General features: G+C 59.4%; 19 protein-coding genes. 14 read left to right on the top strand and 5 right to left on the bottom strand.

Annotated features, from left to right (window positions below):
* Positions 1-7: 7 nt before the first annotated feature.
* Positions 8-619 carry a type 1 glutamine amidotransferase gene (locus tag ED661_RS03170; RefSeq protein ID WP_371412387.1) on the bottom strand — a complete coding sequence of 204 codons (612 nt, stop codon included), beginning with the start codon at positions 617-619 and terminating at the stop codon, positions 8-10.
* Between the two features lie 172 nt (positions 620-791).
* Here ED661_RS03170 and ED661_RS03165 point away from each other — a divergent pair, with 172 nt between their 5' ends.
* Positions 792-2,051 (top strand): cytochrome P450, encoded by a 1,260-nt coding sequence (locus tag ED661_RS03165; RefSeq protein WP_122072504.1) that lies wholly within the window; start codon positions 792-794, stop codon positions 2,049-2,051.
* 138 nt (positions 2,052-2,189) lie between these two features.
* Positions 2,190-3,479: a glutamine synthetase family protein gene (locus tag ED661_RS03160; RefSeq protein ID WP_122072503.1), complete on the top strand. Its 1,290-nt coding sequence runs from the start codon at positions 2,190-2,192 to the stop codon at positions 3,477-3,479.
* 197 nt (positions 3,480-3,676) lie between these two features.
* On the opposite strand, the gene ED661_RS03155 is transcribed toward ED661_RS03160, so the two are convergent.
* Positions 3,677-5,032 carry an aspartate aminotransferase family protein gene (locus ED661_RS03155; protein WP_122072502.1) on the bottom strand — a complete coding sequence of 452 codons (1,356 nt, stop codon included), beginning with the start codon at positions 5,030-5,032 and terminating at the stop codon, positions 3,677-3,679.
* A 61-nt stretch (positions 5,033-5,093) separates the two neighbouring features.
* The gene (locus ED661_RS03150; protein WP_122072501.1) at positions 5,094-5,873 is read right to left on the bottom strand and encodes an IclR family transcriptional regulator; all 780 of its coding nucleotides are present in this window, start codon (positions 5,871-5,873) and stop codon (positions 5,094-5,096) included.
* Positions 5,874-6,047: 174 nt separating this feature from the next.
* On the opposite strand from ED661_RS03150, the gene ED661_RS03145 reads away from it, so the two are divergent.
* From ED661_RS03145 to ED661_RS03090, 12 genes are all read left to right on the top strand, one after another.
* Positions 6,048-6,992, top strand: a complete 945-nt coding sequence (locus ED661_RS03145) for a tripartite tricarboxylate transporter substrate binding protein (protein ID WP_122072500.1) — start codon at positions 6,048-6,050, stop codon at positions 6,990-6,992.
* Positions 6,993-7,061: 69 nt separating this feature from the next.
* Entirely contained in the window at positions 7,062-7,592 is a 531-nt protein-coding gene (locus ED661_RS03140; protein WP_122072499.1) for a tripartite tricarboxylate transporter TctB family protein, read from the top strand.
* A gap of 15 nt (positions 7,593-7,607) precedes the next feature.
* Entirely contained in the window at positions 7,608-9,227 is a 1,620-nt protein-coding gene (locus tag ED661_RS03135) for a tripartite tricarboxylate transporter permease (RefSeq protein WP_122072498.1), read from the top strand.
* Positions 9,110-10,576, top strand: a complete 1,467-nt coding sequence (locus ED661_RS03130) for an aldehyde dehydrogenase (protein WP_122072689.1) — start codon at positions 9,110-9,112, stop codon at positions 10,574-10,576. The genes ED661_RS03135 and ED661_RS03130 overlap by 118 nt, the downstream gene beginning before the upstream one ends.
* Before the next feature lie 90 nt (positions 10,577-10,666).
* Positions 10,667-11,905, top strand: a complete 1,239-nt coding sequence (locus ED661_RS03125; RefSeq protein WP_122072497.1) for a Tm-1-like ATP-binding domain-containing protein — start codon at positions 10,667-10,669, stop codon at positions 11,903-11,905.
* Between the two features lie 440 nt (positions 11,906-12,345).
* Positions 12,346-14,442 carry a 3-hydroxyacyl-CoA dehydrogenase NAD-binding domain-containing protein gene (locus ED661_RS03120; RefSeq protein WP_122072496.1) on the top strand — a complete coding sequence of 699 codons (2,097 nt, stop codon included), beginning with the start codon at positions 12,346-12,348 and terminating at the stop codon, positions 14,440-14,442.
* The gene (locus tag ED661_RS03115; protein ID WP_122072495.1) at positions 14,442-15,617 is read left to right on the top strand and encodes an acetyl-CoA C-acyltransferase; all 1,176 of its coding nucleotides are present in this window, start codon (positions 14,442-14,444) and stop codon (positions 15,615-15,617) included. The genes ED661_RS03120 and ED661_RS03115 overlap by 1 nt, the downstream gene beginning before the upstream one ends.
* 107 nt (positions 15,618-15,724) lie before the next feature.
* Complete coding sequence (locus ED661_RS03110; protein ID WP_122072494.1) at positions 15,725-16,924, top strand: acyl-CoA dehydrogenase family protein; 1,200 nt, start codon at positions 15,725-15,727, stop codon at positions 16,922-16,924.
* Positions 16,921-18,063, top strand: a complete 1,143-nt coding sequence (locus tag ED661_RS03105) for an acyl-CoA dehydrogenase family protein (protein WP_122072493.1) — start codon at positions 16,921-16,923, stop codon at positions 18,061-18,063. Before ED661_RS03110 ends, ED661_RS03105 begins: the two co-directional genes overlap by 4 nt.
* Complete coding sequence (locus tag ED661_RS03100; RefSeq protein ID WP_122072492.1) at positions 18,044-18,511, top strand: PaaI family thioesterase; 468 nt, start codon at positions 18,044-18,046, stop codon at positions 18,509-18,511. Before ED661_RS03105 ends, ED661_RS03100 begins: the two co-directional genes overlap by 20 nt.
* On the top strand, positions 18,508-19,290 hold the full coding sequence (locus tag ED661_RS03095; RefSeq protein WP_122072491.1) for an oxepin-CoA hydrolase, alternative type: 783 nt from the start codon (positions 18,508-18,510) through the stop codon (positions 19,288-19,290). The genes ED661_RS03100 and ED661_RS03095 overlap by 4 nt, the downstream gene beginning before the upstream one ends.
* A 53-nt stretch (positions 19,291-19,343) precedes the next feature.
* Positions 19,344-20,837, top strand: a complete 1,494-nt coding sequence (locus tag ED661_RS03090; protein WP_122072688.1) for a class I adenylate-forming enzyme family protein — start codon at positions 19,344-19,346, stop codon at positions 20,835-20,837.
* Positions 20,838-20,990: 153 nt separating this feature from the next.
* On the opposite strand, the gene ED661_RS03085 is transcribed toward ED661_RS03090, so the two are convergent.
* Both ED661_RS03085 and rpe read right to left on the bottom strand, forming a co-directional pair.
* Positions 20,991-22,835 (bottom strand): methyl-accepting chemotaxis protein, encoded by a 1,845-nt coding sequence (locus ED661_RS03085; RefSeq protein ID WP_122072490.1) that lies wholly within the window; start codon positions 22,833-22,835, stop codon positions 20,991-20,993.
* 399 nt (positions 22,836-23,234) lie between these two features.
* Positions 23,235-23,924: a ribulose-phosphate 3-epimerase gene (rpe, locus tag ED661_RS03080; protein WP_122072687.1), complete on the bottom strand. Its 690-nt coding sequence runs from the start codon at positions 23,922-23,924 to the stop codon at positions 23,235-23,237.
* Positions 23,925-23,939: the final 15 nt, after the last annotated feature.

The raw sequence follows: 23,939 nt of genomic DNA, 5'->3' as shown, positions 1-23,939 counted from the left end.
GGGCTGCCTATTGCGCCTGTTCAAAGAAGCGGGCGAGGCTTTCCGCAAATGCCGCTTGATCTGCCGGGGCGGCCAGGCTGGAAGTGGCCTGTTTATATCGGTCGGGGCCAAGGGCGCTGCGCATTTCTTTGGTGAGGGCGGTGATGAAATCAGGGCTCATCTCGGGATGGTGCTGGCTGGTCCAGATATGGCTGTCGACCGTAAAGCCGGCGTTCAACCCGGTACTGTTGGAGCAGGGCGTGGCGCCTGCGGGAAGCTGCGAGACATATTCGCTGTGTGAGCCGTAAAGGTTGAAGTGCTGAGGTAGTGGTTTTGCCCAGGGGGGGGAGGTTTGCAATTCATTTCGCACCAGCCCGTGGACCCAGCCATTAGGGTTTTCGCCCACGGTCCCGTCCAGAGCCAGGGCGATTGCCTGATGCCCAAAACAGGCGCCAAACAGCGGGAAATGCCTTTTGTCCATGTCCTGAATGAGGGTGAGCAGCGGCGCAATCCAGGGGAGACCGCTGCGGGTTGAGGCCGGGCTGCCGGTGATCATCGCGCCATCAAAAGTTGTTATGTCTGGTGGGAACTGGCCTTCGTGGATTTGGAAGGCCGTTGTCTTCCAGTCTGGTCGCGCCATTTGGATGAGTCGAGTGAATTTTTCTCCATCCTGTGGGTGCTGAGCGGCAAAGGGGCTCTTGTCTGTATTAGTGACCAGAATTGCTAAGTGCATGGATTGGCTCGTGAGTTTTATGTTTACATATTTATAGCGCCACATAATATACACAAAGCAAGCATTCGGGAAGCCCAATATGACCATCTGGACACCACAGGACGACGGCCATGCCGATCTGAGCAGCCATGATACCTTTGCTATGGGCGCGCCCCATAACACCTTTGCACGTCTGCGCCGTGAGGATCCGCTGCATTGGACCGAATACGCAGGGGGTGAAAATTTTTGGTCGGTAACCCGCTACGATGACATCACCCAGATGAACAAGAACACCGAGGTGTTCTCTTCGGCGCGTGGGATCCGCATGGAAGACCAGAGCTATGAAGAATATCTGGCGCGCCGCACCTTTCAGGAGACTGATCCACCGGAGCATTCCAAGGTGCGGATGAAGCTGATGAAGGCCTTCTCCAAGACCTCGATGGCGCAGTATGAGCAGGAAATCCGCGATATCTGCGCCGAGATCCTTGACCCAATACTGGAGAAGGGCAGTTTTGATGCCACCAAAGAGATCGCCCGGCAATTGCCGATGCGAATGCTGGGCCGTGTGGTCGGGTTGCCGGAGGTGGATCTGCCCTGGCTGGTGGAGAAAGGCGATGCGCTGATCGCCAATACCGATCCGGATTTCACCGCCCATGTCATGGATAAGCTGCAAACCGATGAGTACCGGATGATGCCGTTTAACTCGCCGGCCGGGGCGGAGCTCTATGTTTATGCCAAGGAGTTGATGGCGGATAAGGCAAAGGCTGGAGATACCTCCGGGGTGCTCAATATGATTTTGGAGCCCGCCAAGGATGGATCCACGATTACCGAGACCGAGTTTCGCAATTTCTTTTGCCTTTTGGTGGCGGCGGGCAATGACACCACGCGCTATTCCATTGCTGCGGGCATTCAGGCCCTGTGTCATCAACCCGAGCTTTTGCAACAGATGCAGGCGGGCGGGGCGGTCTGGGAGACGGCGGCGGATGAGATTATCCGCTGGGCGACGCCTGCGCTCTATTTCCGCCGCACCGCGACGCGGGATTTTGAGATGCATGACAAGCTGATCCGGGAGGGCGACAAGGTTCTTTACTGGTTCATCTCAGCCAATCGCGATGACAGCTATTTTGATGAGCCTTTCCGGGTGAACCTGATGCGCAGCCCCAATCGCCATCTGTCCTTTGGCCAGTTCGGCCCCCACGTCTGCCTGGGCATGTGGCTGGCGCGGCTGGAGGTCACGGTACTGTTTCAGGAACTGGCAAAACGGATCAGCCATATTGAGGCAGCAGGCCCGCAAAAGTTCCTGCGTTCGAACTTTGTGGGCGGCATCAAGGAGCTGCCAGTGCGTGTCACCCGCCGCTGAGTCCCCGGTTGTTCAGGAGGAGGCTAGAAATCAGTCCCTCAGAATCGCTAAATATGTTAACTACTAATCATCAGAAGCTGTGCCAGATCAAAGGCAGCCGTGACAAATCGACGTTACCAACCCGGAAGGATTCCCACCATGAAGACCCGCTTGCGTGCGATGTTTTGCGACCACCTCAGCATCATGCGGGGGAAATACCTGCCGAACTCCAAAATTGGCGATGGCGATACGCGGTTTTGCCGGTCCGTTTTTGGCACACATTATGATCGCGATTTGCTGGATGCGCCGGGATCCCTGGTCAAACAGGGCATGCCGGATATGGAGCTGCGTTGGCAGCATGACGATATTCGCGACAGCTGGCATGCTTCGACCAAGGTGGTTTTGGGTGATCTTTATGATGTTGAGGGCGAACCACTGTCTCTGTGCCCGCGCGGGGCGCTGAGGCGCGCAGTTGCAGGCTGGCAAGTAAAGGGGCTGAGTCCAAAGGTGGGGATTGAGCTGGAGGCCTATGCGTTGCAGGCGGATGATCGGGGACGGTTGATGCCCTATGATGCGCCGGGAGGCGTGGTCTATGGCACCGGGCCTTTTGCTGATCCTTTGCGGTTTAACGACCGGATCTGGGCCATGGCAGATGAGATGGGGTTCTCGCTGGATATGATCACGGCGGAGTTCGACTCGCCGCAGTTTGAATACACGCTGACCTTTGATGATGCGGTGCAGGCAGTGGATGACATTGTATTGTTCCGCCTGATGGCGCGTGAAATTGCCTTGGAATATGGGATTGTTCTGACCTTCATGCCCAAACCCGTGGCCGAGGCCGGTGGATCTGGCATGCATATCAACTTTTCTTTTGTGGATGAGGCCGGGGGCAATGCGCTCTCTTCGGGGCCGCGCGGGGGGCCTGAACATATGAATGATCTGGCGCGCGGCTGTCTGGCTGGTGTGTTGCAGCATCACAAGGGCCTCGCCGGGCTGATTGCGCCCACCGCGAACAGCTATATGCGCCTGCAGCCGGGATCTTTGTCGGGCTATTGGCAGAACTGGGGCGGGGATCATCGCAATGTGACCACGCGGATCAGCTCGGAGGGCGGGGCGAAAGCCCGGTTGGAGCACCGGATGGCGGATGCTTCCGCTAATCCCTATACCGCTGTGGCGGCAGTTCTGCAGGCGTCCTTGCTGGGTGTGGAGAAGGGCTATGAGTTGCCTGCCATGGAGACAGGCGACGGGTTTGACCGTACAGATGCGCGGGAGGGGACGGCGATTGACCTTAAAGGCGCGGTCACCGATTTGGAACGCGATACCGTTTTGTCAGAGGCCGTGGGCGTGGACTTGGTCGCCAACCATGTCTTTATGAAGCGCAAAGAGGTACGAAAAACTCGCGACCTTGAGGGGGATGGGATGCGGGATTTCTACGTTCATTTCGTCTGATTGGGTTTTGGATTTGGCGACACTGGGCTTGGCGAAAAACTGGCTTGGGCGATAGCAGCCAAGTTCACCGTATAGCACAGCCGCGCCGCGTGAGCGGCGCTTTGAAAAGCAGCGGGCCCGAAGCATATGCTTCGGGCCCGCCATGGTATCTGGTGGCAGCCGACCATAGGTCGGCTGCGGTGGCGTTTGGGGCGCTGTTAGCGCACGGCCGCAAAGCCGGCTTCCAACGCGGAGAGGATGCTCTGGACATCTTCCGAGGTGAGAACCAGCGGGGGCGAGAGGATGATATTGGGCCCTGAGATGCGCACCATGGCGCCATTCTGGTAGGTGACCTCTTGCACAGTGGCCGTGGTTTGTTTGTCGATCGAGGTCTTGCTGGTGCGATCAGAGACCAACTCCATCGCGCACATCAACCCATGCCCGCCCCGGACATCACCAATCAGCGCGTGTTTCTCTTGCAGAGCCAGCAGCCCCTGATGCAGTTCTTGTCCTCGGGCTGCGGCGTTTGTCGGCACATCCAGACGTAGGGTTTCCTGCAGACAGGCAAGCGCGGCGGCTGCACCAACCGGGTGGCCGGAATAGGTATAGCCGTGACCAATGGCTGCACGGCCTGTTTCATCCTGCTCGAACACCTCTGCCACCGCATCGGCGATCATCACGGCGCCAAAGGGGAAATAGCCATTGGTGATCGCCTTGGCGGTACACATGAAATCTGGCTGCACCCCCCAGTGCCGCGAGCCGGACCAAGACCCGGTGCGGCCAAAGGCGGTGATCACCTCATCTGCGATCAGCAAGATGCCATTTTTGGTACAGATCTCGCGCACCCCCGGCATGAAGCTCTCATGTGGCGGGATGACACCTCCAGCGCCAAGGATCGGCTCCATGATGAAGGCGGCAATCGTGCCCGCGCCCTGAAAGGCGATCTCATCTTCCAAGGCCTGCAGGCAGAGCTGCGCCAGTTTTTCCGGATCGCTCTCATTGAAGGGATTGCGATAGGTATAGGGGGCCGGAATGTGGTGGCAACCGGGCAGGAGCGGCTCATACTGGGTGCGGAAATTGGCATTGCCATTCACCGAAGCGCCGCCCATGTGAGTGCCGTGATAGCCTTTTTTCAGGCTGAGGAACTTGGTCCGGCCAGCCTCGCCGCGGATCTTGTGATACTGTCGCGCCAGGCGCAGCGCGGTTTCCACCGAATCCGACCCACCAGAGGTAAAGAAGGCCCGGGTCAGCCCGTCTGGGGCAAAGAAATCGCGCAGCACCTCGGCCAGCTGGATGACCTGATCGTTGCTGGTGCCGCGAAAGGTGGAGTAATAGGGCAGCACATCCAATTGGGCGGCAATGGCATCCTTGACCGGCTGGCAGGAAAACCCGAGGTTGACGTTCCACAGCCCGCCAACGGCATCAATCACCTCATGGCCGTCAATATCGCTGATCCGCACGCCCTGCGCGCCGGTGATGATGGCCGGCGGGTTGGCTTGGCTGTCGGCGGGATGCGCCATGGGGTGCCAAAGGGATTTGGCGTTGTGCTCTTTGAGGAAATTGGAATCTTTCATCGTGGAAACTCCTGGTGAGGCCCGGAGAGGGCCGTGCTGTCTGAGAAGGAAAAGAAAGAGGTCACGGGGCAGCGCTTTGAGGATAGTCAGCGGGTGGGCTGCCGCCGATGCGATGGGTCAGGGCGGCACCGGCACGGCGCAGGGCTGCGCGGATGGTCTCTTGCTGCGGCGGGGACATGCGTGAGGCGGGCGCCGCAACGGCCAGGGCCCCGATGGCCTTATGGTCGGCGCCAAAGATCGGCACCGCATGGGAATGCACTTCCAGTTCAAAGCTGCCCAGGGTGTCAGAGAGGCCAGTCTCTCGGATACTCGTTAGCTTGGCGCGGATCTCTTCAGGATTCACCAGCGTCATGCTGGTATGGGCCTTCAGGGGCTGTGACAGGATCTGTTCAACAAAATCCGGATCGGCATAGGCCAGAATGGCAAGACCGGAACTGGTGGCGTGATAGGTCACGGTCTGGGCGTCCTCCATGGTGACCTTGGTGGCATGACTGGGGGAATAGGCGTGGCTGAGGGTTTGTACCTGGGTCTCATGGCCAAGCGAGACATGGGTGGTCTCCCCGGTTTCGTCGCTGAGTTCGCGCAGAACGCGGCGTGACACCGACAGAATCGGGGTAGAGGCTTCGCGCAGGGCAGCCAGGTGCAAAACCTGCGGCCCCAACCGGTAGGCGCGGTCGTTTTCCCCCTGTTCAACAAAGCCTGATTCTTGCAGCTCGCCCATGAGGCGATAGACCGTTGCCTTGTTCATGCTTGACAGGCGCGTGAGGTCACTGAGCCCAATCTCGGTGCGCTCAGGAGAGAAAAAACTTAACAGTTTAAGGGCTTTGCTGACAGTTCCCATGTGCCGTTTCAAACTCCGTTTTGGCCGAACCAGAGGCGTGAGTTTGGAAAAACAAACACCTGCGTTGATATTTTGTTGACAGATAAGCGGGTGGCCTGTCAATCTAAATTCAAACCAATGGTTCAAATAATGAACCGATGACGCTGAAACCTCAGCACCAACCGGGAGACTGAAATGAAACTGACCCATCTCGTGAAAGGCGCCGCTGCCGCGGCCGCACTTGGCCTCAGCGCTGTGGCAGCGCAGGCGGAATATCCGGAAAAGCCTGTGAGCTTTATCGTACCCTGGCCTCCCGGTGATCTGGAGGATGTCCTGACGCGGATGATCGCGGATGATTTTCAGGCAGAATATGGCGTTGCTGCCGCCGTAGTGAACAAGCCCGGCGGCGGTGGCGGCCCCTTCCCGGGCGCGATCGAGGTGGCCAATGCGCCAGCAGATGGCTACACCGTGGGCTCCTTTGTGATCGGCGTGCCGGTCATGGGCCACCAGATCGACATCCCGCCGCTGACCCCGGAAAAGTTTGACCCGCTGGGGATCTTCCTCACCTATCCCTTTGTTATCGCCACTTCGGCGGATGCGCCTTACTCCAGCATGGAAGAGCTGGCCGCCCATGCAAAGGAAAACGACGTGGCCCTGGGCCATTTTGGCGATGTGTTGACGCCCACCCAGGTGACCAAGGCCTTTGCCAAGAATGCTGGTTTTGAGTGGGGGTCGGATGCGGCCTTTGATGCGCTGGATTGCAACACCCTGGCCTCGGGCGATGCGGATGTGATCAACACCACGCTGCAGCTGATCCTGCCCTGCCTCGATCAGGTCAAGGTTCTGGTTTCGATCACCGATGAGCGTATCCCGCTGGTCCCCGACGCACCTGCCATTGGTGAGCTGGACGCAGGTCTGAACATCGCCCTGTGGAACGGTTTGTTTGTCGCCAAAGACACGCCACAGGATGTGCGCGAAAAGATCATCGCGGTGGCACAGAAAACCATGATGAGCGAACGGGCCCAGGCCGTGGCTGCAGAAACCGGCGCGCTGGTCTACTGGCAGAGTGCACCTGACAGTGCTGCCCGCGTGGCAACCGATATTGCCACCATGGCAAAGATCAGCTCGATCCTGGAGTAACGCTCCTCTCCTCCTGCCGGGGCCCGTTGTGGCCCCGGTTCCCGTTTTAGCGCGAAAAAGATCCCCCTCATGACCACTGAACGAGAACGCCACTTTGTTGGCCCCCGGCGCGGACAGCTGGTTTTTGCCCTCGTATTTCTGACTCTCTCGGTGCTGCTTCTGGTGCTGATAGGCGAGCAAACCACCTGGGTCAAAAAGGCCAAGCTCTTTGCCCAGCCCCGGTTCTGGCCTGCCGTCAGCCTCGGCGGCATGGTGCTGCTTGGGGGATTGCACTTCTATCAGCTGCCCTGGCGAAGGGCCTCGCGGTACGACCTTTGGGAAACCCGGCAATGGGGGCGCAGCGCTGAATATGCGCTTTGGTTCATGGGCTATGTGTTTTTGGTGCCTCTGATTGGCTATTTGCCTGTGACCCTGGTCTTTGTACCGCTGCTGGCGCGCCGTATGGGCTATCGCGGTCGGTTCATGATGGGCATCAGCCTCAGCTTTGCGCTGATGGTCGTGGTGCTGTTCAAAGGTATCCTGGCCGTCAGAATTCCCGGTGCATTGCTCTATGAGTACCTGCCGGGGACCTTGCGCAACTTCTTCATTCTCTACTTCTAGGTCTCGGGGTTTCTGATGGATCTTATCCTCTCTGCAATCGACATCCTGATGCGCTGGGACGTGGCGCTGGCGCTGCTGGCAGGCTCGGTCGGTGGTGTCCTGATTGGCGCGATCCCCGGCGTTGGCCCGGCGGTAGCCATTGCCATTCTGCTGCCTGCAACCTTCTCGATGGATCCCATCGTTGGCCTGACGGTGCTGTTGGGGATTTACGGCTCCTCGATGTATGGCGGCGCCATCCCGGCCATCCTGATCAACACGCCGGGCACAGCCGTCAATGCGCTGACCACCTATGATGGCTATCCGATGACTGCCCGCGGAGAGCCGCGCCGCGCCCTGAGCCTGGCCTATTCTGCCAGCTTTTTTGGTGGTGTTTTCTCGGTCGTTTGTCTGATCCTCTTTGCCCCGGTTCTGGCCAAGGTGGCGCCGATGTTTGGCAGCCGCGAGATCTTCCTCGCCGCCCTCCTGGGGTTGATCCTGGTGGTGGTCGCCCATCGCGGTCAGGCCTTGATCGCCGGCGCGCTGGCCTGTCTTGGGATTTTTCTCAACACCATCGGCATGGAGCCGGTGAAATACACCCAGCGCTACACCTTTGATCAGGACTTCCTCGGCGGCGGGGTGAACCTGATCGTGGTGGTGCTGGGCCTTTTTGCGCTGAGCCAGGCCTTTGCACTGCTGATGGATGAGGACGAAAAGGTCCGTATCACCAAGCTGCGCGGCGGCATGTTCCAAGGCCTGCGAGAGCTGACACGCCATCCGCGGGTCACGGCCGTCTCAGCCAGCTTTGGTGTCTTGATGGGGATGATCCCCGGCGTTGGCGAGTTCACCGCCCAGTTCATGTCCTATACCTACGCACAGAAGACCTCAAAACGGCCACAGGACTTTGGCAAAGGCTCCTCCGAGGGGTTGATCGCTGCCGAGACCGCCAATAACGCGGTGCCCGCCGCCGCGATGGTGCCGCTTTTGGCGCTGGGCATTCCGGGCGAAGCGCTGACGGCCATGATGCTGAGCGTGTTCTACGTGCACAACGTGGTTCCGGGGCCGGGTCTGTTCCAGAATGATATGGATTTTGTTGTGGCGCTCTATCTGGCACTGTTGATCCTCAATGTGCTGGTGCTGGGATTTTTGCTCTTTGCCACCCGCGCACTGGTTCAAGTGGTGAAAATCCCCAATCGCTTCCTGGGGGTCTGTATCCTGACGCTCAGCTTTGTTGGGGTCTACTCCCTGCGCAACTCAGCCACTGACTGCTTGATTGCGGCGGGCTTTGGGCTCTTTGGTTTTATCCTCAAACGCCTGTCCCTGCCGGCGGTGCCGATCATTCTGGGCATGGTTCTGGGCGGCATAATGGAGGTCAAGCTGCGCTCGGGCATGGCCCGGGTGAAGGAGCCGCTGGACTTCATCAACCGACCGATATCGTTCATTCTTTTCACTATCATCATCTTGGTTCTTGCGAGTCATATCCTGCGCGTCTGGCGCGACCGCAAAGAGCTGAAGGAGGCCGAATGGCAGACCAAAACCGCATCAACCAGCTTCGGAAAGCTGATGTTCCGCCGCAAAAACTCTTTCTTGAAGGATCGTGGCAAGGAGGTTCGGGGACGCCACTCGAAGTTACTTCGCCGATTGAAGGGGCTATTTTAACCACGCTGGAGGGCGCCTCTGCAACAGATGTCGAGCGCGCTGTCGCCTCGGCGCGGCGGGCATTCGAGGATGGCCGCTGGGCGGGTCAGTCCCCCGCCGCACGTAAAAAGGTGCTGCACCGTATTGCAGACCGGATCGATGCAGAGGCAGTGGAGCTGGCGGTTCTGGGCGTGCGCGATAACGGCACCGAATTCAACATGGCGCTGAAGGCCGAGCCGGGATCGGCTGCCGGGACCTTTCGCTATTATGCCGAGGCGCTGGACAAGGTGGCAGGCGAGGTGGCGCCAACCCAGGCAGATGTCCTGGGGTTGGTGCACCGCGCGCCGGTTGGAGTGGTTGGCGCCATCGTGCCCTGGAACTTTCCACTGATGATCGGCGCCTGGAAGCTGGCGCCGGCCCTGGCCATGGGCAATTCCGTAGTGTTGAAACCGGCGGAAACGGCCTCTTTGACGTTGCTACGGCTGGCAGAGATCTGCGTTGAATGCGGACTGCCCGATGGGGTCTTCAATGTGGTGACCGGCTCTGGCGTTGAAACCGGGGCAGCCCTGGCGATGTCCATGGGGGTCGATGTGTTGACCTTTACTGGATCAGGCGGCACCGGGCGCAAATTGCTGGAGGCCTCGGCGCGTTCCAACCTCAAGCGCTGCTATTTGGAACTGGGGGGCAAATCGCCCAACATCGTCTTTGCAGACACAAAGGACCTGGCCAAGGCCGCCAAGGTCTCGGCCATGGGGATTTTCCGCAATTCCGGCCAGGTCTGTGTGGCGGGCTCGCGTCTCTTGGTGGAGGCCTCGGTGCATGATGAATTTGTGGCGCTGTTGAAGGCCGAGGCCGAGGCTTTGCGGGTTGGCGATCCTTTGGATCTGGACAGCCAGATTGGAGCGGTGAACTCTGAGGATCAGTTGCGGCGCAATCTGTCCTTTATGGATATGGCCCGGTCCGAGGGTGGACAGGTGATCACCGGAGGCTGCCGTATTCTGCAAGACACCGGCGGCAGCTACATGTCGCCGACCATTGTCACCTATGTGGCGCGCGACCATGCGCTGTTCCAGCGCGAGGTTTTTGGGCCGGTCCTGTCAGTGACCAAATTTGAGGGGGAGGCCGAGGCCCTGAGCCTGGCCAATGCAACCGATTTTGGTCTGGCTGCCGGGGTATGGACCTCAGACTTGTCGCGCGCGCATCGCATGGTTGCGGGGATCCGTGCCGGTGTTGTGCATGTGAACACCTATGGCGGAGCGGATAACACCGTGCCTTTGGGTGGGGTTGGGCAATCTGGCAATGGGCATGATAAATCCCTGCATGCGCTGGATAAATATGTCGACCTAAAAACGGCCTGGATCCAGTTGTGAAACTGGTTTTGCGGGGCAAAACCAGTGGCCTCCGGCGGGAATATTTGAAGAAAGATGATAGAGGGGCGCCTATGGCGTCGGGAGGGTGACATGACGGCTGTAAAAACGATTCTGGTCGCGGGGACCTATGATACCAAGGATGATGAGCTGCACTATCTGGCGGAGGTCATTCATGGTCAGGGTGGTCGGGTCTTGTCGATGGATGTCAGTGTGCTGGGCGATCCCAGCCGGCCGACGGATGTCAGCAAACATCAGGTGGCTGAAGCCGGTGGCAGTTCGATTGAAGCGGCGATTGCCTCGGGGGATGAGAATACTGCGATGCAGATTATGGGCGCGGGAGCTGCGGCCAAGGCGCTGGAGCTGTATCGCGCAGGCCAGATCCATGGGGTGATCGTTTTGGGCGGCACCATGGGTACCGATCTGGCCCTAGATCTCTGTCAGGCGCTGCCCGTTGGGGTGCCAAAATATGTGGTCTCTACAGTGGCATTTTCGCCGCTGATGCCGCCGGAACGGATCCCTGCGGATGTGCAGATGATCCTTTGGTCCGGTGGGCTATATGGGTTGAATTCCATCTGCAAGGCTGCGCTGAGTCAGGCTGCGGGGGCGGTCTTGGGGGCTGCGCGTGCTGTTGAGGCGCCGCGCCGGGAGCGGCCACTGATTGGCATGACTTCGTTTGGCAAGACAGTGCTGCGCTATATGGTGACGCTGAAACCCGCGTTGGAGGCGCGTGGATTTGAGGTTGCGGTGTTTCATGCCACCGGCATGGGGGGACGTGCTTTTGAGAGTCTTGCGGGTGAGGGTGCCTTTGCTGTGGTGATGGATTTTGCACCGCAAGAGGTATCAAACCACTTGTTCGGCGGGTTGTCGGCGGGGGCGGATCGCTTGACCAATGCGGGACGGGCCGGGACACCGCAGCTGGTGGCGCCGGGCTGTTATGATCTGGTGGATTTTGTCGGCTGGCAAGGGGTGCCTGTACAGCTGCAAGGGCGGCCAACCCATGCGCATAACCGGCTGCTGTCGTCAGCAGTGCTGGAGCCTGAAGAACGTCGCACCGTTGCGCAGGCCATTTGCGAGAAACTGTCGCAGGCCCGGGCTCCGGTGGCGGTGATTTTGCCCAATCAGGGGTGCAATGAATGGGATCGTCCCGGCGGGGATCTGCATGATGCCGAAGGGCTGACTGCCTTTTGTGAGTCGATGCGCCGCGCCTGTCCTCAAAATGCCGAGTTGACCGAGCAAGATTGCCACATCAATGATGCTGCCTTTTGTGAAAAAGTGCTGGAGATATTCGACAGTTGGACCGCCAGCGGTATCATCAAGACTACGGTTTAAGGTCTGCTTTCCTAGTTCAAAACTGCCCTAGGGCAGATGCGGGGAATGCGGCGTCATAGGGTAAAGAAGGACAGCGGCCTTGGGTTGCTGTCCTTTTTCGGTTCATCGGCAGGGTTTTGTCACAACCTGTTTTTACCCCAGCGTCACTTTCCGCAGCGCGGCATTTCCCCTGTGTTGCGCAAGATTCTTGCTTGATCACTGCGTTGCTCTTGCCTAGTGTGCCTCCAATTCTGTGGAACTGCGTTCTGCATGATGGAATTTTAAGCTCGGGCTAGATGCGCTTCAAACCGCAGGGGGGGGCGATGGCTGTGACGCAGGGTTCTGGGGCAGCCTATCGACCAGGGGCTTGGCGCTGCGGTATGGCTTGTGCTGAGATCGAAGAAACACTGAGGCCGGGCCGAGCACCTGTTTGGCGGGCCGCCGGGAAAGAGGAAATTGGAATGACTGATGCCATTGGATATGAGCGCATTGGAGATGTTGCGGTTCTGAAAGCACAGAACCCGCCGGTAAATGCGCTGGGCTTTGATATTCGCGAAGGCCTGCTGGCCGGGATCGAGCGGGCCGAACAAGAGGGCGCCAAGGCGGTTTTGATCTACGGAGAGGGTCGCACCTATTTTGCGGGCGCCGATATCACTGAATTTGGCAAGCCACTACGCGGCATCTTTTTGCCCGATCTCTGCAACCGTATTGAAGCCTCTCCATTGATCGTGGTCTCAGCTTTGCATGGCACCGCTTTGGGGGGCGGCTTGGAAGTGGCGCTGTCTTCGCATTATCGTATTGCAGTGCCCTCAGCGAGAATGGGTCTGCCCGAAGTACATCTGGGCATCTTGCCTGGTGCTGGTGGCACCCAACGTCTGCCGCGCGTTGCTGGCACGGAAAAGGCGCTGGAGATGATCACCTCCGGGCGCCAGGTTGGTGCCAAAGAGGCGCTGGAAGCCGGTATCATCGATAAGATTTCTGAGGGTGAGCCTCGTGAAATAGGTCTGGCCTATGCGCAGGAATTGCTGGATCACGACGCACCTCGTCGTGCGGTAGGTGAATTGCCTGCCCCTGAAGCAATTAATTTTGATGCTGTTTACGAGGCCACACTGAAAAAGGGCCGGGGCCAGTTGTCGCCTGCGACCTGTGTGCGTGCGGTTCAGGCTGCTGCTGAATCGAGCAGCCTGGAAGAGGGGCTGAAGCGCGAGCGTGAACTGTTCATGGAGTTGATGAATTCAGATCAGCGCCAAGGCATGATCCATGCCTTCTTCTCGGAGCGCGCAGTCAGCAAACTGCCGGAACTCAAAGGGGTTGCACCACGCGAGCTGGCCTCGATTGGCGTTATTGGTGGTGGCACCATGGGCGCGGGCATTGCCACCGCAGCGCTGTTGTCAGGGCTGCCGGTTGTAATGTTGGAGATGACCGAGGAGGCTGCCGAGGCTGCCAAGGGTCGCATTGCGGGCAATCTGCAAGGCGCGCTGAAGCGTGGCAAGATTTCTGAGGCGCAGTTCACCCAATTGACTGAAGAGGCGCTGACTCTGGCGACAGATTATGCGGCGCTGAGCGATGTTGATCTGGTCATTGAAGCCGTCTTTGAAGAGATGAGCGTCAAAAAGGTGGTCTTTGGCAAACTGGATGCTGTTTGTAAAAAGGGTGCGATCCTGGCTTCGAACACCTCCTATCTGGATGTGAATGAAATTGCCGCCTGCACTTCGCGTCCCGAAGATGTGATCGGGCTGCATTTCTTCTCGCCTGCTCATGTGATGAAACTGCTGGAGATCGTCGTTGCCGACAAAACCGCGCTGGACGTGGTGGCAACCGGATTTGAACTGGGCAAACGGCTGAAGAAGATCTCGGTGCGCGCCGGCGTCTGCGATGGCTTTATCGGCAACCGCATTCTGGCGACCTATCGCAAGGCGGCGGATCACATGATCCTGGATGGGGCCTCGCCCTATCAGATTGACAAGGCGCTGACTGATTTTGGCTTTGCCATGGGGCCCTTTGCGGTGGCGGATCTGGCCGGGCTCGACATCGGCTGGGCCATGCGCAAGCGCAAGCGCGCCGAGGGCATGGACCCACGCGAACGCGACAGCTCCTATGTCGACAAGATGTGTGAGGCCGGCAACTTTGGTCAGAAGACCGGCAAGGGTTATTACATCTACGAGGCCGGCAAGCGTGGTGGCACGCCAAACCCGGAAGTGTCGGATCTGATCGCGGCGGAACGCGCTGAAAAGGGGATTACCCCACGTGCCTTCACGGATGAGGAAATTGTCACCCGCTATATGGCTGCCATGGTCAACGAGGCCGCCAAGGTTGTCGGCGAAGGCATCGCGCGCCGCCCGTTGGATGTCGATATGACGCTGCTCTTTGGCTATGGCTTCCCGCGTTATCGCGGCGGGCCACTGAAATGGGCGGATATCGAAGGGCTGGATAAGGTTCTGGCCACGATCAAGGCAGGTGCCGAAGAAGACGACTATTTCTGGCAACCCGCGCCGCTGCTGGAAGAACTGGTGGCCGAAGGCCGCAGCTTTGATGATCTCAACAAGGAAAACAGCTAATGAAACAGGCCGTTATTGTCTCTGCCGCCCGCACCGGGCTGGCCAAATCCTTCCGGGGATCTTTCAACATGACCCATGGTGCCTCGATGGGCGGTCATGCGGTTGAAGCCGCTGTCGCCCGTGCAGGCCTGTCTGGCAGCGAGATCGAAGATTGCATCATCGGCTGTGGTCTGCCCGAGGGGGAAACCGGTGGCAACATCGGACGTCAGATCGCTATTCGCGCCGGCCTGCCGGTGACAGCCTCCGGCATGACCGTGAACCGGTTCTGCTCCTCTGGTTTGCAGAGCATCGCTCTGGCCGCACAAGCGATCACCGAAGGCGGCTCCGGCCCCATGGTTGCTGGCGGCGTCGAGAGTATCTCGATGGTGCAGTCCAAGATGCGCCCGGCGGCGGATCCCTGGATTTTGGCCAATAAGCCGGCAATCTACATGACCATGATCGAGACCGCCGACATTGTTGCGGATCGCTATGGCATCAGCCGCGAAGACCAGGATGCTTACGGGCTGCGCAGCCAGCAGCGTATTGCGGCGGCTCAGGCGAACGGAATCTTTGATGACGAGATTGTGCCGATGACCACCACCATGGCGGTAAAGGATAAAGAGACCGGCGAGATCAGCAAGGTTGAGGCCGTTGTCGACCGGGATGAATGCAACCGTCCAACAACTACGCTCGAAGGTCTGTCCGGTCTAGCGCCTGTCCGTGGCGACGGCAATTTTGTCACCGCAGGCAATGCCAGCCAGTTGTCTGATGGTGCGGCGGCCGTTGTGCTGATGGACAGCAAAGAGGCCGAGCAGCGCGGCATTGAGGCCATGGGCGCCTTCAAAGGGTTCTGCGTTGCGGGTTGCGAGCCGGACGAGATGGGCATTGGTCCGGTTTTTGCAGTGCCACGTCTGTTGGAACGCCATGGTCTGACCGTGGATGACATCGACATCTGGGAGCTGAATGAAGCCTTCGCCAGCCAGGCGCTTTATAGTCGCGACCGGTTGGGCATTGATGACGAGAAATGCAACGTCAACGGCGGCTCTATTGCGATTGGTCACCCCTTTGGCATGACCGGTGCCCGGATGACTGGCCATATCCTGCGGGAAGGCAAACGTCGCGGCGCCAAGCTGGGTGTTGTCACCATGTGTATCGGTGGCGGTATGGGCGCTGCAGGCCTGTTTGAGATCTACTGATCTAAAGCATTTAAACCAACAAAGGAGCGCCCAAACGGCCCATCGAGGCCCGTATGGGCGCGCCCCGGCCTTTGGCCGGGGGGCGGCTTTCGGGGAGGAAGCACCAAATGGATCTGAATTACTCTGTTGAAGAGCAGGCGTTTCGCGCCGAAGTGCAAGAGTTTCTAGCACAAAAACTACCAAAGGAAATGTCCGACACCATCCGCGTTGGTCGCGAGCTTGGCAAAGAAGGCCATGAAAAATGGCATGCCATTTTGAATGAGCAGGGTTGGTTGGCGCCAAACTGGCCTCAGGAATTTGGCGGCTGCGAATGGAACGCGGTACAGCGCCATATCTTTGAAGAAGAATGCTGCCGCGCCCATGCGCCCCGCATCGTGCCTTTTGGCCTGGCGATGCTGGCACCCGTGTTGCAAAAGTTCGGCTCCAAGGCGCAGCAGGACCACTACCTGCCCCGCATTCTGTCCGGTGAAGACTGGTGGTGTCAGGGCTATTCCGAACCCGGTGCCGGATCGGATCTGGCCAGCCTGAAAACCCGCGCAGTGCGGGAGGGGGATCACTATGTGGTCAACGGGCAGAAAACCTGGACCACCCTGGGCCAGCACGCAAACTGGATCTTCTGCCTGGTGCGCACCGACCCGGATGCCAAGCAGCAGTCGGGCATTTCCTTTCTGCTGATCGACATGGACACGCCGGGTATCGAAGTCCGCCCGATTATCCTGCTGGACGGTACCCATGAGGTGAACGAGGTCTGGTTTACGGATGTCAAAGTGCCGGTGGAAAACCTGGTGGGTGAAGAAAACAAAGGCTGGACCTATGCCAAATACCTGCTGACCCATGAGCGCACCAACATCGCCGGTGTTGGCTTTAGCCGCGCCGGTCTGGACGCCGTGAAACGCATGGCCAGCAGCCAGATGCACCGGGGCAAACCGCTGAGCGAGAACCCGCATTTTGCTGCCCGTGTGGCACGGGCCGAGATCGATCTGATGGCTATGTCTACCACCAACCTGCGGATCATTTCGCGGGCGGCCTCGGGCCAGGCGCCGGGTGTTGAAAGCTCGATGCTGAAAGTGAAGGGCACGGAAATCCGCCAGGAGATCAATGATCTGGCACGTCGCGCGGCGGGGGCCTATGCGATGCCCTTTGTTTCAGAGGCGCTGGAAGGTGGCAATGAGCCCGAAATGGGGCCGGAAGGCAGCGCCGCCACTGCTCCGCAGTATTTCAACAATCGCAAACTCTCGATCTTTGGGGGCTCCAACGAGGTCCAGAAGAACATCATTGCCAAAGTCAAACTGGGAGGCGGGGCATGAACTTCGATCTGACAGAAGAACGTCAAATGCTGCAGGACAGCCTGCGTCGGTTCCTGCGGGACAACCAGGAAGGCCTGCGCGCCAGCACACGATTGGGCAATGCGGACAACACCCTGGGTTTTGATGCCGCGATCTGGGGCAAACTGGCCGAGCTGGGCGTGATTGGAGCCCTGTTCAGCGAAGAGGATGGCGGTTTTGCCGGTGCGGGCTTTGACCTCACCACCGTTTTTGAAGAACTGGGCCGTGCGGGGGCAGTGGAGCCGTTGCTGGATACCGCCATCCTGGGCGGCGGCCTGATTGCTGCCCTGGGCAACGAGACCCAAAAAGAACTGGTGGAGCAGGTCATCGGTGGCGAAATCCACCTGGCCCTGGCCCATGGAGAGCCCAACAGCCGTTATGATCTGGCGCAGGTGGAAACCACTGCAACGGTTGCGGGCGACGAGATCGTTCTGTCCGGTCGCAAGGCGGTTGTCATCAATGCGGAAGCGGCGGATTACCTGATTGTCACGGCGCGCGAGTCTGGTGCGGCTGGCGACGAAGCGGGGATCTCCCTGTTCCTGGTGCCGCGCGACAGTGCTGGCCTGTCACTGCGTGGCTATGCCTTGTTGGCCGGCGGGCGTGCGGCTGAGGTCGATCTGGAAGGCCTGCGCCTTACGGCGGAGGCACGTCTTGGAGCGGCTGGCGCGGCCTACCCGGCGCTGAAACGGGCCTGTAACCGGGCAGAGGTGGCTTTGGCCGCTGAAACGCTGGGGGCGATGGAGGCCGCCACCGAGCTGACGCGGGAATACCTGCTGACGCGGCAACAGTTTGGGCGGCCAATTGGCAGCTTTCAGGCATTGCAACACCGGATGGCCACCCTGTTGATCGAGCTGGAACAGGCGCGCTCTGCCGTGATCAATGCGGCGGGTCACCTGGATACCTCTGCCGCAGAGCAGGCCCTGCAGATCGCAGCGGCGCGTAACCTGGTTGGCCGCGCTGGCCGTCTGGTCGCAGAGGAAAGCATTCAGCTGCACGGTGGCATTGCCATGACCGAAGAGTATGAGCTGGCTCATATCGCCAAGCGGATCGTGATGGCGGATCACCGGTTTGGTGACACCGATACTCAGCTGGAGCGTTTTATTGACCAAAGTGCCGCCTGAGGCAGACCAGCCTAAAACGGGCCAGTGTGACACTGGCCCGTCAGACACGGACCTGACCTTCCAGATCGAAGATCCGGGGGTGCAGCAATTGGTGGGCTATAAGACCACCATAGATCGGCGCGATGGCTCCTGTGTGGTGCAGCTGGATTTGCAGCCGCCGCATCTGAACCGCCATGGCATCCTGCATGGGGGTATCGTGGCAACGGTGCTGGATGTGGTTTGCGGCAATACCGCTTCGCAGTTTTTTGACCGTGAAAACCATGCTGCCCTGGTCACGGTCTCACTGACGCTGTCCTATGTTGCAGCGGCGCGGGGCGGGGGTATTGCCGCAACCGCAAAGGTGACCGGCGGCGGCGCCTCCATTGCCCATGTGTTCGGGGAATTGCACGACGACGAGGGGCGGCTTCTGGCCACCGCAACGGGTGTGTTCAAAAGGATCAGAAAATGACGGTATTGGCTCGGCTGGAAGATCAGGGTGATCGCGCCGTTGTGGTGAACATGAATGCGGCGCGGCGTGGGGCCCTGTCCCCAGACCTGTATCAGGCCATAAATGATGCGGTAACGCTGGCACAGGAGCCCCGTATTCGCGCTATTCTGCTGACATCTGAGGGTGGTTTTTTCTGCGCTGGTGGTGATTTGAATGTGCTGATCGAGCGGCGTGGCCTGACGGAGGCAGAGCGCCGGGGCAAGGTTGATGAATTGCACGGGGTGATCCGCGGGCTGCGGGGCGCTCCGGTGCCGGTGATCGCTGCAGTTGAAGGCGGAGCTGCCGGGGCAGGCCTGTCGCTGGCGCTGGCGGCGGATCTCATCGTGGCCGAGGCGGGTGTCAAATTCACCGCGGCCTATGTCAAGGCGGGGCTGGTGCCGGATGGTGGGTTGACCTCCTCTCTGGCGCGCATCCTGCCGCGCCCCTTGGCGATGGAGATTTGCCTCTTGGCGCGACCTGTCACAGCGGAGCGCATGGAGGCCCTGGGGGCGGTGAACGTGGTGGTGCCAGGCGATCAGGTCTTGGCAGCGGCGCAGTCCCTGGCCGATCATCTGGCCAAGGGCCCACCCGAGGCGCAGCGAGAGATCCGCCATATGATGGCCGAGGCCTATGAGGTCAGCGAGACGGCGCAGCTCGACCGCGAGCGCAACGCAATGGCCCAGGCGGCGGGTGCGCCGGAGGCAGGCGAGGGGATCGCGGCCTTTCTGCAAAAACGCCCGCCGGATTTTGGGGCCAAATAGTCCTTTGCTCGTAACATGTGTCGGGCAACAACAACCAGCTGGGAGGTGCGGTGATGAAGCTATGGCATGATCTATTGGCAGTACAGGCCAGCGCGCACCCCGAGGCGCCCGGTTTCAGTGACAGTCTGGGAACCCGCTGGACCTATGGCGAATTGTCCAAGGCCACGGATGAGCTGTCGCAGGTGATGACAGGCGCAGGAGTGCGACCCGGTGACCGGGTGATGGTGCTGGCCGAAAACTGCTGCGCGGTGGTGGCCTCGCTCATGGCAGCCTCGCAATGTGGTGCGGTGGCGGTGCCGGTGAATGCCCGGATGAGCATCAGTGAAGTGGATCGGATCCTGGACCATGCAAGCCCGGCCATGGTGTTGATTTCCACCCAGGTTGAGGGCACAGCACAGGCCCATGCGACGCGACTGGGAGCCAAGGAAATTTCTGGCAGCTTTGGGGTGATGCATATGACCTGCCCCTATCCCAGTTCTGGTGACGCACCCGCAGGTGTCGCGGTGCTGCTCTATACCACCGGCACCACCGGAGACCCCAAGGGGGTGATGCTGACTCATAAGAACCTGCTTTTTGGTGGCAAAACCTCGGCTGAGCTGCGCGATATGGTGCCGGGGGATGTGATCTATGGGGTTCTGCCGATGACCCATGTCTTTGGTCTGGCCTCGGTGATGACAGCGGCGCTTTATGCCGGGGCAGAGGTCTGGCTGGAGGCGCGGTTTTCGGCGGCAAAGCTCTATGATGCGCTGCGCCGAGGGGTGACGCGTCTGGCGGCGGTGCCCCAGATGCATGCCCTGGTGATGCAATTTGCCAAGGAACAGGGGCTGGACCGGCTTGATAGCCCGGTGTTGCAATATGTCTCCTCTGGGGCGGCACCACTGGACCCGGACTGGAAACGCCGGGCCGAGGGGTTTTATGGCGTGGCCTTGCAAAACGGCTATGGCATGACCGAGGCCACGGCTGGCGTCTGTGCCACCAAGACCAGTACACCCGGCGATCCTGATATCTCGGTCGGGCCGCCATTGCCCGGGGTGGAGCTGCGGATTGATGAGAGTGTGGCGGGCGGTGGCGATGGCATCGGCGAGGTGCAGTTGCGCGGCGACAATGTGATGCTGGGCTATTACCGCAACCCGGAAGAGACCGCCAAGGTTCTGGATGCGGAAGGCTGGTTGAGCAGTGGTGATCTGGGCCGGTTGGACGGGCAGGGGTTCCTGCATATCGAGGGGCGCTCAAAAGAGCTGATCATTCATGGGGGTTTCAATGTCTTCCCGCCTGAGGTCGAGGCGGCGTTGAATGCCCACCCGCAGGTGGTGCAATCAGCCGTGGTGGGGCGACGTGGCAAAGGCGACGAAGAGGTTCTGGCCTTTGTGCAGTTTGCCAAAGGGGATCGCCCCGAAGTGGCGGATCTGCTGCGGTTCGTTCGCGAACAACTGGTGGGGTATAAATGCCCGGCGCAGATCGTTCTGACCAAGGCCCTGCCGGCCGCTCCGACCGGAAAAATCCTGAAACACAAACTGTTGGAGCAATTTTCCCAGCAGCTTAGGTGAGGGTTTCATTGCGACTGGCCGGATTGACGGGGCCGATTGACGGGGCGACAGGTCGAAGTAGCCGGGTCGGTGCCTTTGGGATGTTACCAATTTTGATCCCGTGAAATGGATTGCGGCGAAGACTATTGTCCTCGCCGCCAATCGCTGTGGACCTTAGAAGTCCTGCCATTTTTCTTCGCCGCTATCGAAAGGGGCATTGACCTGTTGCTGGACCGGTTCATCGTCCCAGGCCAGATAATCTTGGGTGACGGCGGGTTCCGAAGAGGGGGGCGAGGCACTTTGCGGTTTGGCGGCGCCATGGCTGCCAAGGGTTTGAAAGCCTGCGACAACCTGGGTGAGTTTGAGCGCATCGCCCTTGAGCAGATGACCGGCTGCGGTGGATTGTTCAACCATGGCGGCATTCTGCTGGGTGACCTGATCAAGCTGAGTGACGCCAATATTGATCTCGGCCAGGCCGGTGGATTGCTCAACGGCGCCTTCGGTAATACCAGAAACCAGCTCGGAAATCTGGTTCACTCGACCTGCAATGGTGTTGAGTGCTTCACCAGCTTTGCCAACCAAATCGACGCCGCGCCCGACCTGCTCTGCGCTGGCGCTGATCAGCGCTTTAATTTCCATAGCGGCCTCAGAGGAGCGCCCTGCAAGGCCACGCACCTCGGCGGCGACCACCGCAAAGCCACGCCCTGCTTCACCCGCACGTGCGGCCTCAACCCCGGCATTCAGCGCCAGCAGGTTGGTCTGGAAGGCAATGTCATCAATCACCGTGATGATCTGACCAATATGGCTGGAGGAATCTGAAATCTCGGTCATGGCCGCGACCGCATTGGCAACCACTTCACCGCTGCTTTTGGCCTCATGCTTGGCTTCGTCCATGGTGGCTTCGACACTGCGGGCGCCTTCGGCGGCGGCTTTGACCGAAGCCGTCATCTGGTCCAGCGCCGCTGCCGTCTGCTCCAGCGTTGCAGCCTGGCTCTCGGTGCGGTGCGACAGGTCATCAGAGGCCTGGCTGATTTCGGTGGCGCCGCTGCCGATTGATTCCGAGGCCTCAATAACCTGGGCAACCGTGCCAGAAAGGGTATCAATGGTCTGGTTGAAGTTCTGGCGGAGTTTTTCATGGGCGCCGGAGAACTCGGCCTCGATGGGTTGAGAGAAATCACCACGAGACAGTCGGACAAGTCCGGAGCTGAGGTGTTGAACCACGTCATGTTGTTCTTGTTGCAACGCGGCACGGCGTTCCTCGCCGACGCGGGCCTTTTGCAGATCGGTTTGCAACTCAACCAGAGCCTGGCCAATCTTGCCGATTTCATCTTTGCGATCTGCCGATGTCACCTCTGTCTCCAGATTGCCAGCCGAGACGGCGGCAATGTCAGAGCAGATGCGTTCAATTGGGCGGATGACCGAGCGGGCAACCGAAATGCAGACCACAAGCAGTATGGTACCCACTACAGCGAGGGCGATGAGGATATTGCGCGACAGGGCCTGGGTACTGGCCAAAACGGGATCGAGATTTCGCCGCACCTCGATCACGCCGCGCAGGTCTCCCAATTGCCAATCGGTCTTGGGGGAGCCCGCTACCGTGTTGTGACAGGCTACACAGACTTCCGAACTCATCTGATCCGCAACGGCTACACGCAGGAAGGTGCTCCCATCGACAACTTCGGTTTGCTGGAAATTGGTTTCTGGGTCGTTTGATAAGGCCTCCCAGGCCTGCTCCATGAAGCTATCCTGAGGGCGGTCAGCGCGATTATCAAAGGGGTAGGGGCTATAAAGCGAGAAGCTAATCTGCTCTCCTGAAACAAGCGCGCTGATGTCGTGCACAAGTGTTGCAGGCAGCGGAACCACGTTTGGGTTATTCTGGTGTTCACTGCCGGGAGACAGATCACCGGAGGCTTTGACGTCCGCAATAACATGCTTGGTGTAATAGCCTCGAATGGCCTTGATTTGTGCAGCGGTCTGACTTGCGCCTTCGGTGGCGGCTGAAATGGCATTGTTTCGCATAGAGGAGGGGAGGAACACCCCTGCGATTAGTAGGCCTAGGCACAGGCAAAGTGGGATTGGCACAGCCAATTTGAACAGGAGAGAGTCTTTATTCACCTATACGAACCTTCTATTCTCTAGGGCGTTGCCAGCGAAACAACCTTCTTTCAGCAGTTGCGCACCAGAGGGCAAAACACTGCCAAACCCAAAACGACAGGGTCAAACTGGCTTGATTCGGTTAATTTTCCTGAAAACCGATTTGCATTTGCCACAACTGTTCATTCCGCAGTCTCGCGGCGGCTGCGTTAGTGGTGGATTGGTGAGACGGGTATCTGGCACAAAAAAGCGACCCCGTAGGGCCGCTCTGATTTTGCGTATAGTGAATAGATCAGCTGGAGGAGGCGCTTGCGGCCGCGTGGATTACGCCCAATGGCCTTCGGCTGCGGCCCGAATGAGGCGCATGTTTTCGCCGTAGACATCGGGGTTGGCAACAGAACCGCCCTTGAACACTGCAGACCCTGCGACCAGAACGTCAGCACCAGCTTCGACAACCAGCGGTGCCGTCTTGGGATCCACACCACCGTCGATCTCAATATGAACGGGGCGGTCCCCGATCATCTGGCGCAGCTGGCGGACTTTGGCGGTCATGTCGATGAATTTTTGTCCACCAAATCCGGGGTTTACTGTCATCACACAGATCAGGTCGGTGAGGTCCAACAGATGCGCAACCGCTTCGGCCGGGGTGCCTGGGTTGAGCGCGACGCCAGCCTTCATGCCGGCCGCGCGGATCGCCTGCAGGGTGCGGTGGATATGCGGGCCTGCCTCGATATGCGCGGTCAGCACATCTGCCCCGGCATCGGCGTAGGCGTCGATATAGGCATCCACCGGCGAGATCATCAGATGCACGTCCATCAGGGTTTTGACATGCGGGCGGAAAGCTTTGACCGCCATCGGGCCAAAGGTGAGGTTGGGCACAAAGTGGCCATCCATCACATCCACATGCACCCAGTCAGCCCCCTGGGCCTCAATGGCCTGAATTTCCTGGCCAAAATTGGCAAAATCAGCGGAGAGGATGGAAGGGGCAATCTTGATCTTACGGTCAAAGGACATTGCGCAGATTCCTTT

Source organism: Pseudophaeobacter sp. EL27 (assembly GCF_900313025.1).
Taxonomy (GTDB): domain Bacteria; phylum Pseudomonadota; class Alphaproteobacteria; order Rhodobacterales; family Rhodobacteraceae; genus Pseudophaeobacter.
This window is presented reverse-complemented; position numbering and strand designations above follow the sequence as displayed.

Bases quoted from the DNA above. Each gene is read 5' to 3' on its own strand.
- ED661_RS03170 (WP_371412387.1), bottom strand. From the start codon at position 619: ATGGCGCGACCAGACTGGAAGACAACGGCCTTCCAAATCCACGAAGGC.
- ED661_RS03165 (WP_122072504.1), top strand. From the start codon at position 792: ATGACCATCTGGACACCACAGGACGACGGCCATGCCGATCTGAGCAGC.
- ED661_RS03160 (WP_122072503.1), top strand. From the start codon at position 2,190: ATGAAGACCCGCTTGCGTGCGATGTTTTGCGACCACCTCAGCATCATG.
- ED661_RS03155 (WP_122072502.1), bottom strand. From the start codon at position 5,032: ATGAAAGATTCCAATTTCCTCAAAGAGCACAACGCCAAATCCCTTTGG.
- ED661_RS03150 (WP_122072501.1), bottom strand. From the start codon at position 5,873: ATGGGAACTGTCAGCAAAGCCCTTAAACTGTTAAGTTTTTTCTCTCCT.
- ED661_RS03145 (WP_122072500.1), top strand. From the start codon at position 6,048: ATGAAACTGACCCATCTCGTGAAAGGCGCCGCTGCCGCGGCCGCACTT.
- ED661_RS03140 (WP_122072499.1), top strand. From the start codon at position 7,062: ATGACCACTGAACGAGAACGCCACTTTGTTGGCCCCCGGCGCGGACAG.
- ED661_RS03135 (WP_122072498.1), top strand. From the start codon at position 7,608: ATGGATCTTATCCTCTCTGCAATCGACATCCTGATGCGCTGGGACGTG.
- ED661_RS03125 (WP_122072497.1), top strand. From the start codon at position 10,667: ATGACGGCTGTAAAAACGATTCTGGTCGCGGGGACCTATGATACCAAG.
- ED661_RS03120 (WP_122072496.1), top strand. From the start codon at position 12,346: ATGACTGATGCCATTGGATATGAGCGCATTGGAGATGTTGCGGTTCTG.
- ED661_RS03115 (WP_122072495.1), top strand. From the start codon at position 14,442: ATGAAACAGGCCGTTATTGTCTCTGCCGCCCGCACCGGGCTGGCCAAA.
- ED661_RS03110 (WP_122072494.1), top strand. From the start codon at position 15,725: ATGGATCTGAATTACTCTGTTGAAGAGCAGGCGTTTCGCGCCGAAGTG.
- ED661_RS03105 (WP_122072493.1), top strand. From the start codon at position 16,921: ATGAACTTCGATCTGACAGAAGAACGTCAAATGCTGCAGGACAGCCTG.
- ED661_RS03095 (WP_122072491.1), top strand. From the start codon at position 18,508: ATGACGGTATTGGCTCGGCTGGAAGATCAGGGTGATCGCGCCGTTGTG.
- ED661_RS03090 (WP_122072688.1), top strand. From the start codon at position 19,344: ATGAAGCTATGGCATGATCTATTGGCAGTACAGGCCAGCGCGCACCCC.
- ED661_RS03085 (WP_122072490.1), bottom strand. From the start codon at position 22,835: ATGCGAAACAATGCCATTTCAGCCGCCACCGAAGGCGCAAGTCAGACC.
- rpe (WP_122072687.1), bottom strand. From the start codon at position 23,924: ATGTCCTTTGACCGTAAGATCAAGATTGCCCCTTCCATCCTCTCCGCT.